The sequence below is a fragment of the Massilia oculi genome, assembly GCF_003143515.1.
GTDB lineage: Bacteria > Pseudomonadota > Gammaproteobacteria > Burkholderiales > Burkholderiaceae_D > Telluria > Telluria oculi.
Genome location: NZ_CP029343.1, coordinates 5,657,705 through 5,669,477, shown reverse-complemented (window position 1 = coordinate 5,669,477; position 11,773 = coordinate 5,657,705). Strand labels below are relative to the sequence as shown.

11 protein-coding genes are annotated in these 11,773 nt (G+C 67.9%); 5 read left to right on the top strand and 6 right to left on the bottom strand.

Annotated features, from left to right (window positions below; all coding sequences use genetic code 11):
* Window positions 1-94: 94 nt before the first annotated feature.
* Window positions 95-1,552: a M28 family peptidase gene (locus DIR46_RS25340; RefSeq protein WP_109347711.1), complete on the top strand. Its 1,458-nt coding sequence runs from the start codon at window positions 95-97 to the stop codon at window positions 1,550-1,552.
* A gap of 16 nt (window positions 1,553-1,568) precedes the next feature.
* A complete protein-coding gene (locus tag DIR46_RS25335) occupies window positions 1,569-2,273 on the top strand; it encodes an MOSC domain-containing protein (RefSeq protein WP_229446417.1) in 705 nt (234 codons plus the stop codon).
* Between the two features lie 182 nt (window positions 2,274-2,455).
* Here DIR46_RS25335 and DIR46_RS25330 read toward each other — a convergent pair whose 3' ends face one another.
* Window positions 2,456-3,385 (bottom strand): DMT family transporter, encoded by a 930-nt coding sequence (locus tag DIR46_RS25330; protein WP_109347710.1) that lies wholly within the window; start codon window positions 3,383-3,385, stop codon window positions 2,456-2,458.
* Window positions 3,386-3,482: 97 nt separating this feature from the next.
* On the opposite strand from DIR46_RS25330, the gene DIR46_RS25325 reads away from it, so the two are divergent.
* From DIR46_RS25325 to DIR46_RS25315, 3 genes are all read left to right on the top strand, one after another.
* Window positions 3,483-4,370, top strand: a complete 888-nt coding sequence (locus tag DIR46_RS25325; protein ID WP_109347709.1) for a LysR family transcriptional regulator — start codon at window positions 3,483-3,485, stop codon at window positions 4,368-4,370.
* Between the two features lie 112 nt (window positions 4,371-4,482).
* Window positions 4,483-4,872, top strand: coding sequence for a hypothetical protein (locus DIR46_RS25320; RefSeq protein WP_109347708.1), 390 nt, complete (start codon window positions 4,483-4,485; stop codon window positions 4,870-4,872).
* A 94-nt stretch (window positions 4,873-4,966) separates the two neighbouring features.
* Window positions 4,967-6,013 (top strand): DUF4380 domain-containing protein, encoded by a 1,047-nt coding sequence (locus tag DIR46_RS25315; protein WP_370659952.1) that lies wholly within the window; start codon window positions 4,967-4,969, stop codon window positions 6,011-6,013.
* Here DIR46_RS25315 and DIR46_RS25310 read toward each other — a convergent pair.
* From DIR46_RS25310 to DIR46_RS25290, 5 genes are all read right to left on the bottom strand, one after another.
* On the bottom strand, window positions 6,002-6,895 hold the full coding sequence (locus DIR46_RS25310; protein WP_162819662.1) for an SMP-30/gluconolactonase/LRE family protein: 894 nt from the start codon (window positions 6,893-6,895) through the stop codon (window positions 6,002-6,004). The two genes, DIR46_RS25315 and DIR46_RS25310, sit on opposite strands and share 12 nt — an antisense overlap.
* Window positions 6,896-6,909: 14 nt before the next feature.
* A complete protein-coding gene (locus DIR46_RS25305) occupies window positions 6,910-8,304 on the bottom strand; it encodes an MFS transporter (protein ID WP_109347707.1) in 1,395 nt (464 codons plus the stop codon).
* A 71-nt stretch (window positions 8,305-8,375) separates the two neighbouring features.
* Window positions 8,376-9,962, bottom strand: coding sequence for an aldehyde dehydrogenase (NADP(+)) (locus DIR46_RS25300; RefSeq protein ID WP_109347706.1), 1,587 nt, complete (start codon window positions 9,960-9,962; stop codon window positions 8,376-8,378).
* A 2-nt stretch (window positions 9,963-9,964) separates the two neighbouring features.
* Window positions 9,965-10,876, bottom strand: coding sequence for a 5-dehydro-4-deoxyglucarate dehydratase (kdgD, locus tag DIR46_RS25295; RefSeq protein WP_109347705.1), 912 nt, complete (start codon window positions 10,874-10,876; stop codon window positions 9,965-9,967).
* A 125-nt stretch (window positions 10,877-11,001) separates the two neighbouring features.
* Window positions 11,002-11,730: a FadR/GntR family transcriptional regulator gene (locus tag DIR46_RS25290; protein WP_109347704.1), complete on the bottom strand. Its 729-nt coding sequence runs from the start codon at window positions 11,728-11,730 to the stop codon at window positions 11,002-11,004.
* Window positions 11,731-11,773 lie beyond the last annotated feature (43 nt).

The window sequence follows — 11,773 nt, the reverse complement described above, 5'->3', positions numbered from 1 at the left end:
CGAATCGCCATCGACATGCCTGTCGACCGTGTGATTGACCGCACTTGCCCAACATGTCATATTGCAATTTTTTCTACCCCAAGGAAGTCCACGCATGCGTCACCTTGTTTCTGCTCTCGGCTTCAGCGTCGTCCTCGCCGGCTGTGCGGTTCACGCCGAAGCGCCACGCGCGCCCTCCAACTCGGCGCTGACCGCCCGGATTTCGGCCGACTCGCTGCGCGGCCACCTGTCCTTCCTGGCGTCCGACCTGCTCGAGGGCCGCGGCACACCATCGCGCGGCGTCGACCTGGCGGCCGAGTACATTGCCGCACAGTTCCGCCGCGCCGGCCTGGAAGCGGCCGGCGACGACGGCTACTACCAGACGGCCAACTGGCAATACGCCAGGCGCGGCGAGAAGGACATCACGATCACGGTGACGGCCGGCGGCAAGACCATCGAGGTGCCGCTGGGCGGCGCCTCGGCCAACTTCGTCGATCCGGTCACCCTCAGGAACACGCCGGCCGTCTTCATGCAATGGCAGGCGGCGCTGGACGACAAGGGTGCGGCAAACGGCAAGGTGCTGGTCGTGCCCGCGGCGGCAATCCCGGGCGCGGCCGCCACCCTGCAATCGAAGCTGCAGAGCAAGCCCGCGCTGGTCGTGATGATCGACCGCGAACGCCGCCACGGCCGCACCCAGGGCGGCTGGCTGATCGATCCGAGCCAGCCGGTGGCCAAGGACGGCCCGCCAGTCGTGCTGCTGCACGCGGCCGAGGTCGCCGGCATGCTCGAACAGGGAGGCGCCAGCGTGGCCGCCAAGGTGGTGGCGCCAACCGTCAGCCCGCTCAAGCTGCGCAACGTGATCGGCGTGCTGCGCGGATCGGACCCGCAACTGAAAAGCACCTACGTCATGCTCAGCGCCCACTACGACCACCTGGGCATCCGCGACGGCGAGATCCATAACGGCGCCAACGACGACGGCAGCGGCACCGTGTCGGTGATCGAGATCGCCGCGGCCATGGCCGCGCAGAAGGAGCGTCCGCGCCGGAGCATCGTGTTCGTCGCCCTGTTCGGCGAGGAACTCGGCCTGCTGGGCTCGCGCTACTATGCGAAGAACCCGGTGTTCCCGCTGAAGGACACCGTGATGAACCTGAACCTCGAGCAGCTGGGCCGCACCGACGACAGCGAAGGCCCGCAGGTCTCGTCCGCGACCATGACCGGCTTCGACTACTCGACGGTCGGCACGACCATGCAACGCGCCGCCGAGCGCACCGGCATCCGCTTCTGGAAGCATCCGACCAACAGTGACCGCTATTTCGCGCGCAGCGACAACCAGGCGCTGGCCGATGCCGGCGTGCCGGCCCACACCCTGGCGGTGGCCTTCGGCTTCCCCGACTACCACGGCAAGGACGACACCTGGGACAAGATCGACTACGACAATATGGTGCGCGTCAACCGCATGATCGCCGTCGCCCTGCAGGACATCGCCAACGACACGGCCAAGCCGGCATGGACCGACGTTCCCAACGCCGCCAAGTACCGCGAGGCGGCGCGCGCGCTGCACGCCGCACCTTGACCTCTGCGCCCGCCAGGTGATTGCCGCGCTGTCGATCCGCCCCGCCGGCGCGCCCGCGCCACTGCGGGTCGACGGCATGCGGCTGCTCGCCGGCAGCGGCGCCGAAGGCGACCGCCATCTCGATCCGCTGTCCCCGCGCCAGTTGCTGCTGGCTTCCCGCGCCGGCTATGGCGCCCTTGCGCTTGCGCCGCAGGCGCTGCGCGAAAACCTCCTGTTCGACGAGGACATCGACCATCTCCCTTCCGGGACTGTGCTGCAGATCGGCACTGTAGCGAAGGTGCGCCTGATGTTTGCCTGCGAAGTCTGCGGCCGGCTCGACCTGCATGGCGAACGGCTGGCGGCCAGGATCGGCGCCCGGCGCGGCGTCCTGGCGCGCGTGGTCGAGGGCGGCGTGATTCATCAGGGCGATCCGGTGCGCAATCTGGGCCTGTGCTTCGCCTCATGGTCGGACGACTGGCGCCTGCGCATCGCACAGGTGCTCGACGCCGTCCCGCATGGCGCCGTGGTCGAGTACGCCCAGCTTGCACGCCTGGCAGGTATCCAGTCCAGCTATTGCCGCGCCTTTCCACGTGTCCTGCGCGCGCTGGGCGACGCTTACGCGCAGAAGGCCGTCGCGGCGCGCACGCTCACTTCGCAGCCGCGCTGGACCGGGGCGGGCCTGTTCGATCGGGACGCGCTCCCGGCTTCTCGGTCAGGATCTCCTGGCCGATCCAGGCCATGACGGCCGTCGTGTCGAGGATGTTCCCGCTGACGATCCGGCGCGGACCCTGCGGCACTTTGCCCCCCGTGCGCGGCCGTCGCCGGTGACGACCGGCGCCCCGATCACGCCATTCTTGCCCGGCAGCGGCGCCCCGAATCTTGTAGGGAATCACGAAAGACCCGAATGCATGACGACATGACGCGCTACCGGTGCGACGGCGCCTTCGGTTTGAGACGCGCGACACCCAGGATCACCAGCGCCAGGCCGCCGATCTGGTACAGCGACAGCGGCTCTCCCAACAGCAACCATGCCGCAAACAAGGTCAGCACCGGCCCCAGATTGCCAACCGCCGCCGCCTGCGCCGCGCCCATGCGCCCGATGGCCAGCGCCAGCCAGTAGATCGGCAGCGCGGTCGACACCACGGCCATCAGCGCGCCATTGAGCCAGACCGCCGCCGGCAGCGCCGGCAGCGCTGCCGGGTCGCCGGCCGCCACGAAGTGCCCCAGCACGAACACGCATGAAGCGCTGCCGGCCAGCCCGGCCAGGCGCATGGAGCCGATCCGGGTCACCAGGGCCCCGGTCCCGAGGTAGTACAGTGCATAGGTCACGGCGCTGGCGAACACCCAGGCCGATCCCGCCATCACGTCGCGGCTCCAGCCCGTCACCTGCAGGTCGTGCACGAAACCGATGCCCAGGCCCAGGTAGCAGATGGCCAGCGCCTGCAAGGTGCGGCTGGACGGCCGCTGGCGCGTCAGCGCCACCTGGAACAGCAGCACCAGGGTCGGATACAGGTAGAGGATCAGCCGTTCGAGTCCGGCCGTGATGGTCTCCAGGCCATAGAAATCGAACAGGCTGGAGAGATAGTAGCCAAGGAATCCGAGCACGGCGATGTGGATGCCGTCCTTCACCGACAGCGGCTCGGCGTCGCGGTCGCGCGCCAGCCAGGCCAGCCACAGGAACAGCGGCAACGCGATACCCATGCGCAAGGCCAGCAGGGTCAGCGCATCGACGGGCGCCGCCGCATAGCCCAGCTTGACGAATACCGCCTTCATGCTGAAGCCGGCGGCGGCCAGTACCGCATACAGGCGGCCATCCTGCGCCCAGCTGCGCAGGCGTACTTGGGTTGGACTCATGATCTGGCTTCGGTGGCAAAGACCTTATTCTGCCGAGAAAGCTTCGGCGCTAGAATGCGTCAATCCTGGACCCAGCCTTCGCGTTGAGAGAAACCCCATGCACTTCGATCTTACCGACCTTCGCCTCCTGCTCGCCATCGCCGATGCCGGAAGCCTCAGCAAGGCCGCCGAGCGCTTCCCACTCGCCCTGTCGGCCGCCAGCAACCGTCTGCGCGGTTTCGAGGACGCTTGCGGACTTGCCGTCTTTACGCGCTCCGCCGGCGGCATGACGCCGACACCGGCTGGCCGTTTCATCCTGGAACGCGCCGCGCGCGTGGTCAGCGAGGCCGACCAGCTGCGCGACACCGTGCGCGAGCTGCGCGGGCCGCAGCGCGGCGCGGTGCGCCTGGCCGGCACCACGGTGGCGATCAGCACCTTCCTGCCGGCGGCGCTGGGCGTGTTCCTGGCCGACCACCCGTCGGTCGACCTGCAGCTCGAGGAACGCACCAGCCGCGACATCCTGCAGGCGGTGCGCGCGCGGGAGATCGAGATCGGCATCCTGGACGGCAACGTGGCGACGGGCGACGTGATCTCGCTGCCATTTCGCACCGACCGCCTGGTCCTGCTGGTGCCGGCCGGCCACCCGCTGGCCGAGCGGCCGGCCACCCGGATGCGCGACGCCTTCGAGTTCGCCTTCATCTGCCTGCCGGCCGAGCGGCCGATGCAGCATTTCATCGAGTCGCGCGCGGTCCAGAGCGGGCGGCCGCTCAAGGTCAGGGTGCGGGCGCCCAGCTTCGACGCCATCGCCCAGCTCGTGGCGCAGGATGCCGGCATCGCCATGCTGCCCGAGGCCGCCGCCAGCCGCTTCGCGCGCGAGCTGCCGGTCGGTATCGTGCTGCTCGACGATACCTGGGCCAACCGGGAACTTCGTGTGTGTTTCGCCGATCCGACCACCTTGTCCCCGCACGCCGAAACGTTGTTACGTTATCTAGCGCACAGCCGATGAGTGTTGGAAATGTTTTAATAACTTCATCGCGCACGATTGCGGTCGTGGCGTGAGTCAAAAAATTAGCAATAGGTGTAAGCTAAACGACAACATTTATTTTAAGGAGCACACCATGAAAACCACTATCGCCCTCTCCGCCCTCATGCTGTCCGTCGCCGTGCTGGCTACCGGCTGCAACAAGAACGACAATATGGGTCCGGCACAAGAAGCCGGCGCCGCGATCGACAATGCCGGCCGCACCGTCGCCAATGAAACCCGCGAAGGCGTGGCCGCCGCCGACGCCGCCGCCGAGCGCGCAGGCGACCGTATCGAAGCAGCCGGCGACCGCGCCGAAGCCGCTGCCGACCGTGCCGGCGACCGCATCGACAACGCCACCGCCGAAGTGCGCCAGGAATCGCGCGAAGCCGCCGCCGAGGCCAAGGAAGCCGCGAGCGACGCCACCGCCGCTGCCGGCCGCAGCGTCGAACGCGCCGGCGAAAAAATGCAGGACGCTTCGAAGTAATTCGGTAGTCCCCGAGGCGTTGGCGAGCCGCGAAGCCGGGCAACCGGTTTCGCGGCTTGTTCTCTGATATGCTGGAGCGCCCAACGCCCAGCAGATGCCCGCATTCATGCCACGCCCGCACCCGTCTTTTCCGGCGCTCCATCTCGCCTGCCTCTGCCTCCTCGCCACCCCTGCCGCACTCGCATCCGCTCTGCTTCCTTCGCATCGCCTCGACAACGACGTCGTGGAGTCGCGCGTATCGGAGGTCGCCGGAGGCCGCCTGCTGTCGTTCGCGCTGAAGGGCAAGCCCAATTTCCTGCTCGTAGACGAAGCTGCCGGCGATCCCGGCGTGGCGCCGGATGCGACGTCAGGCCATATCCGCTACCAGGGCCATGAGGTCTGGATTGGACCGCAACGCGAATGGTGGGTACACCAGGACCTCAATCCGGCGCGCGCCGCGGCGAAGGCGACCTGGCCGCCCGATCCCTGGCTGAGCCTTGCGAAGTACGCGCTGGTGCACAGAAAACAGGGTGAGATCGTGCTCGACAGCCCGGCCAGTCCGGTGTCCGGCATCCAGCTGCGCAAGCGCTATGCGCTGGTCTCAGGCAAGCCGGACAGCCTGCGGCTGGAGGCCGAAGCGACCAACCGCAGCGACAAGCCGGCAGGACGCGACATCTGGTTCAATACGCGCGTGCCGGCGCCTACGATGACCTATGTGCCGGTCGCTTCGCGGGACGACGTTCGGATCGAGCCTGCCGGGGCATTGCGCTACACGCTGGGTGGCGGCCTGCTGTCGCTGGACTTGCCGCTCCCGGGAGAGGCCCGACGCAAGGGCAAGCTGTTCGCCCAGCCGTCACACGGCTGGCTTGCGGCGTTTTGCGATGGGCAGGCGCTGGTGATCCAGTTCGCCCACCAGCCGCGCGCCGCGATCCACCCGGCCCAGGGCCAGGTCGAGCTGTATCAGGACGCCGATGCCGACGCCCCGGGCAAGGGGATGCTCGAGCTCGAGGTGCACGCGCCCTACGTGGAGCTGGCGCCCGGCGAGGCGATGCGGGCGTCGGAGCAGTGGACCATCCTGCCTTACCTTGGCCCCGCCACCCGCGACGCCCACCTGGATTTCCTGCGCCGGCATGCGGCGCAGCTCGGACTGTCAATCCCGTAAGAACGGCGTCTCGGCCACGCCCTTGACACCGGGACGCAACAACACCACGGCGCCGGCATCCCCGCCGGGGTTGGCCGCACCGGCTGGATCGATCGACGTGACCAGCAGCAGATCGAGATCCGGCCCGCCGAAGGCGCACATCGACGGCTTGGCCATCGGCAGCTCGATCTCCCGATCAAGCTTGCCCGCCTGGGTGTAGCGCTGCACCACGCCGCCGTCGTTGGCGCAGGTCCAGTAGCAGCCGTCGGCATCGACCGCGGCGCCGTCCGGCCGTCCCTTCTGGCCGTTCAGGTCGAGGAACACCCGCTGGTCATGCGGCAGGCCGGTGTCGACGTCGTAGTCGAAGGCCCAGACCATGCGGCGCTGGGGGTGGGAATCGGACAGGTACATCGTCTTCCCATCCGGCGACCAGGCCAGGCCGTTCTGGGTCAGCATATTCGACACCACCGGCCCGTGCAGCCCTTCGCGGTGCGAGTAGCGATACAGCCCGCCGACCGCGCGCGCGGCGCCCATGTCCATGAACATGGTGCCGCTCCAGAAACGCCCCTGGCGATCGCAGCGGCCGTCGTTGAAGCGCATGCCTTCGCCCAGCTCGGAGACTGGCGGCGCGGCCAGCCGGCTGGCGCCGACCGAGCCGTCGTCGTGCAGGTCGAGCTGGAAGATCCCGGTCTCCATTCCCGCCACCAGGCCGCCGCCGCTGCTGCTGCTCGCGGCGATGCAGGCCACCATCTCCGGCGCCAGCCAGCGGCGCAGTTCACCGCTGGCGTGGTCCAGACGCCAGATGTGGCGGGCGGGAATGTCGACCCAGTACCAGGCCTGTTCCCCCGCATGCCACATCGGGCTCTCACCGGTCGCGCAATGCACGCCGGCGACGATTTCCATTTCCATCGACATCCTTACAGGTCCTTGATTTCACGGTGCTGCGGCACCAGCGCCTTCATCACGCACCAGGCCACCAGATAGGCCAGCGCGCAGATCGAGAACATGATCATGTAGCCGGTCGACAGCTGGCCCAGCGCGCCATAATAGTCGAACAGCCAGCCACCGAGCTTGGTCAGCAGCACGCCGCCCAGGCCGCCGGCCATGCCGCCGATACCGACCACCGAGCCGACGCTGTGTTTCGGGAACATGTCCGACACCGTCGTGAACAGGTTGGCCGACCAGGCCTGGTGGGCCGAGGCGCCGATGCCGATCAGAATCACGGGAATCCAGAAACCCATGAAGCCCAGCGGCTGCGCCAGCAGCACCACCAGCGGGCACAGTGCGATCAGCAGCATGGCGCGCATGCGGCCATGGTAGATGTCGGCGCCGCGGTTCAGGAAGTAGGTCGGCAGCCAGCCGCCGCCGATGCTGCCCACCATCGTCATGCTGTACAGGACCGCGAGCGGCAGGATCATGGCGGTGGCCGACATGCCGTATTGCGCCGACATGTACTTGGGCAGCCAGAACAGGAAGAACCACCACACGCCGTCGGTCAGGAATTTACCGGCGACGAAGGCCCAGGTCTGGCGGTAGCCGAGCAGCTTGAACCACGAGCTCCTGGCCACCTGGGTGTTGTCGACCGCGGCCGGGCTGGTCCCGGCATCGCTGTTGATGTAAGCCAGTTCGGCAGCGCCGACGCGCGCAGAACGTTCCGGCACGTCGTACAGCCAGATCCAGATCCCCATCCAGACGAAGCCGATGGCGCCGATCACGATGAAGGCCGCCTGCCAGCCCCAGAACTCGGCGATCACCGGCACCGTCAGCGGCGCCAGGATCGCGCCGACGTTGGCGCCCGAGTTGAAGATGCCGGTCGCGAACGAGCGCTCGCGCTTGGGGAAGTATTCGGCGGTGGCCTTGATCGCGGCCGGGAAGTTGCCCGCCTCGCCGATGGCAAGGATGGCACGGCCGATCATGAAGCCGGCGATCGACACCGGCACCACGGCCAGCCCGATGGAGGTGAACACGGTGTTGACCGCCTCGCCGATCCAGATCGCGTAGGCGTGGGCGATGGCGCCCAGCGACCAGACGATGATGGCCAGAACATAGGCGCGCTTGGTGCCCATGCGGTCGATCACGCGGCCGGCGAACAGCATCGAGACGGCGTAGACGAACTGGAAGGTGGCCGCGATGTTCGCGTAGTCGGTGTTGGACCAGCCGAATTCGGCGGACAACATCGGGGCGAGCAGACTGAGGACCTGGCGGTCCAGGTAATTGATGGTGGTGGCGAAGAACAGCAGTGCGCAAATCGTCCAGCGATATTTGCCCACCACCGTCTGTGCCGGTGCGAGGTCGATGACTTGCTGATTCATGGTGATCAGTTCTTTACAAGTTAGAACAGCCGGTGTCTCCCCGGCTGGCGCTGCGACAGAAACTTACGGCGTTACGCTTTCCCTCCAGCTTGCAGGGCGCCGTCCACCAGGCGCGCGAGGCCCAGCGGGTTCCCGTCGCGCAGCGCTTCCGGCAGCAGGTCGGCCGGCAGGTTCTGGTAGCACACCGGACGCAGGAAGCGGTCGATCGCGCTGGCGCCGACCGAGGTCGTGCGGCTGTCGCTGGTGGCCGGGAACGGGCCGCCGTGGACCATGGCGTGCGACACTTCGACGCCGGTCGGGAAGCCGTTGAACAGCACCCGTCCCGCCTTGCGCTCCAGGATAGGCAACAGCGCGCCGGCCAGGCCGTGGTCGGCGGCTTGCGCATGGACGGTGGCGGTCAGCTGGCCGTGCAGGTGCTCGGCAGCCTGCAGCAGCTGCGCGGCATCCTTGAAGCGCACAAGCACCGCGGCCGGGCCGAACACTTCGTCTTCGAGCGCCGCGTTGCCGAGATAGGTGTCGGCATCGCACAGGTACAGCGCGGCGCGTGCAGCGCAACCGGCGCCCTGCTCGCCGCCCTGCGCGACCAGCTGCAAGCCTTCGACCTGGCCGAATTTGGCCACGCCGGTGTTGTACGCCTCGTGGATGCCGGCGGTCAGCATGGTGCCGGCGCCCTTGCCCGCCAGCGCCTCGCCGGCCGCCTTGACGAAGGCGTCCAGCTCGGCGCTGTCGAGGGCGAACACCAGGCCCGGGTTGGTGCAGAACTGGCCGACACCCAGGGTCAGCGAGTCGACGAAGCCCTGCGCCAGGCCGGCGCCGCCGGCCTGCAGCGCGGCCGGCAGCAGGAATACCGGATTCACGCTGCTCATTTCGGCATAGACCGGGATCGGCTCGGAGCGGCCGGCGGCGGTGCGCATCAGCGCGGTACCGCCCTGGCGCGAACCAGTGAAGCCCACCGCCTTGATCGCGGGGTGCGCCACCAGTTGCTGGCCGACGGTACGGCCATCGCCGTACAGCATCGAGAACACGCCTTCCGGCATGCCGGCTTCCTTCGCCGCGCGCTGGACGGCGCGGCCGACCAGTTCCGAGGTGCCTGGGTGTGCGGCGTGGGCCTTGACCACGACCGGGCAGCCGGCCGCCAGCGCCGAGGCGGTGTCGCCGCCGGCCACCGAGAACGCCAGCGGGAAGTTACTCGCGCCGAACACGGCGACCGGGCCGAGGCCGATCTTGGAGAGGCGCAGGTCGGGACGCGGCGGCGCGCGATCCGGCAGTGCGCTGTCGATCGTCGCATCCATGAAGTAACCGTCGCGCACCACCTTGGCGAACAGGCGCAGCTGGTTCACGGTGCGCATCCGCTCGCCTTCCAGGCGCGCCTGCGGCAGGCCGGTCTCGAGCATCGCACGCTCGATCAGTTCCGGGCCCACGGCCAGGATCTGCTCGGCGATCGCTTCCAGGAAGCGCCCACGCTGTTCGAGCGGCAGTGCGCGATAAGGGTCGAAAGCCTGGCCGGCCAGCACGCAGGCGCGCTCGACGTCGTCGCCGGTCGCCTGGCCGAAGCCCGGCTCCAGGTTGGCCCGGGTGGCCGGGTTGAAGCCGAAGGCCTCGCCGGCGGCGCCGCGCACGCACTGCTGGCCAATGATCATTTCACCGAGAATCGTCATGATCACAGCACTCCGTTCTTCTTGAGCAGGTCGAGCAGCATCGCATCTTCTTCGGCGGTCAGGTCGGTCAGCGGCGGACGCACCGGACCGGCGCCGTGGCCGACCAGGCGGGCGCCGGCCTTGATGATGCTGACGGCGTAGCCGGCCTTGCGGTTACGGATCTCGAGGTAAGGCAGGAAGAACTCGTCGATCAGGCGGTTGGTGGTGGCGAAATCGTCGTTCGCGGTGGCGTGGTAGAAGTCCATCGCCAGTTGCGGCACGAAGTTGAACACGGCCGACGAATAGACCGGAGTGCCCAGGGCCTTGTAGGCGCCGGCATACACTTCGGCGGTCGGCAGGCCGCCCAGGTAGCTGAAACGGTCGCCCAGCTTGCGCCAGATCGAGACCATCAGTTCGATGTCGCCGTTGCCGTCCTTGAAGCCGATCAGGTTCGGGCAGCGGTCGGCCAGCCTGGCCAGCGAATCCGGGGTCAGGCGGCAGTTGGCGCGGTTGTAGACGACGACGCCGATCTTCACGGAGCGGCACACCGCCTCGACGTGGGCGATCAGGCCATCCTGGCTGGCTTCGGTCAGGTAGTGCGGCAGCAGCAACAGGCCCTTGGCGCCCTGGCGCTCGGCTTCCTGGGCGTGCGCCAGGGCGGTGCGGGTCGGACCGCCGCAACCGGCCAGGATCGGCACCACGCCGGCGCAGGTATCGACGGCGGTCTTGATGATCTGGCCGTATTCCTCGCCATGCAGCGAGAAGTATTCGCCGGTACCGCCGGCCGCGAACAGCGCGGTCGCGCCGAACGGCGCCAGCCATTCGAGGCGGGCGGCATAGCCTTTCGGATCGAACTCGCCCTGCGCGTCGAAGTCGGTGATCGGGAAGGAGAGCAGGCCGTGCGACAGGACTTGCTTGAGTTCATTTGGTTGCATTGCTAAGGTCTCCGTAGGTCTAGGTGTTGGACAAAAACGTAGATTGACGAATGTTCAGTCAAACTCAGTTGTAAGTCATCGTACAACCTAGCGAAGTCGACCGCAAGCAAAATGTGCGGCAATCCTCAGTTGAGGGCTCCTTCCAGGCGGCGCTGCGCCTGCACCAGGCGTTCACGGCTGTTCGAAAGGTGCGTGCGCATCGCCGCGCGCGCCGCTTCCGGGTCGCGCCGCTCGATGGCGCGGAAGATGTCGTCATGCTCGCGGCTGACGCGTTCGAGGAAATCGGCCGGCTTGTCCTGCTCCAGCTTGGGCGTATCCAGGCGCGCGCGCGGGATGATCGCATTGCCCAGCTGCTCGAGGATGTCGACGAAATAGCGGTTGCCGGTGGCCTGGGCGATCAGCAGGTGGAAGCGCTTGTCGGCATCCACCGCCGACCTGCCCTCCGCCATCGCCTGCTGCATCTCGAGCAGCGCGCCGGCCAGCTCGTCGACCTGGTCTTCGCTGCGGCGGCTGGCCGCCAGGCCCGCCGTTTCGGTCTCGACGCCGATGCGCAGTTCGAGGATCGACAGCACGTCGCGCAGGGTCAGGATGCTTTCGGCATCGAGGCCGAGGCCCGACTGCGGCCGGTCCAGCACGAAGGTGCCGATGCCGTGCCGGGTCTGCACCAGTCCGGCCGCCTGCAGGTGCGAGATGGCCTCGCGCACCACGGTGCGGCTCACCCCATACTGCGTCATCAGGGACGATTCGGTGGGCAGCTTGTCGCCCGGCCTGAGCAGCCCATCGCGGATGATGCCGGTGACCTGCTCGACCACGCCCTGTGCCAGACTGCGGTGCTTGCGCTGCGGGAGTACCATGATTGCCTAGGAAGATAAAAGTGAAGTGCCTCGATTATACCTC

What these genes read in the sequence shown, in the direction of transcription:
- DIR46_RS25320 (WP_109347708.1), top strand. Translation starts at nt 4,483, where the DNA reads ATGAAAACCACTATCGCCCTCTCCGCCCTCATGCTGTCCGTCGCCGTG.
- kdgD (WP_109347705.1), bottom strand. Translation starts at nt 10,876, where the DNA reads ATGCAACCAAATGAACTCAAGCAAGTCCTGTCGCACGGCCTGCTCTCC.
- DIR46_RS25300 (WP_109347706.1), bottom strand. Translation starts at nt 9,962, where the DNA reads ATGACGATTCTCGGTGAAATGATCATTGGCCAGCAGTGCGTGCGCGGC.
- DIR46_RS25290 (WP_109347704.1), bottom strand. Translation starts at nt 11,730, where the DNA reads ATGGTACTCCCGCAGCGCAAGCACCGCAGTCTGGCACAGGGCGTGGTC.
- DIR46_RS25325 (WP_109347709.1), top strand. Translation starts at nt 3,483, where the DNA reads ATGCACTTCGATCTTACCGACCTTCGCCTCCTGCTCGCCATCGCCGAT.
- DIR46_RS25315 (WP_370659952.1), top strand. Translation starts at nt 4,967, where the DNA reads ATGCCCGCATTCATGCCACGCCCGCACCCGTCTTTTCCGGCGCTCCAT.
- DIR46_RS25310 (WP_162819662.1), bottom strand. Translation starts at nt 6,895, where the DNA reads ATGGAAATCGTCGCCGGCGTGCATTGCGCGACCGGTGAGAGCCCGATG.
- DIR46_RS25305 (WP_109347707.1), bottom strand. Translation starts at nt 8,304, where the DNA reads ATGAATCAGCAAGTCATCGACCTCGCACCGGCACAGACGGTGGTGGGC.
- DIR46_RS25330 (WP_109347710.1), bottom strand. Translation starts at nt 3,385, where the DNA reads ATGAGTCCAACCCAAGTACGCCTGCGCAGCTGGGCGCAGGATGGCCGC.
- DIR46_RS25340 (WP_109347711.1), top strand. Translation starts at nt 95, where the DNA reads ATGCGTCACCTTGTTTCTGCTCTCGGCTTCAGCGTCGTCCTCGCCGGC.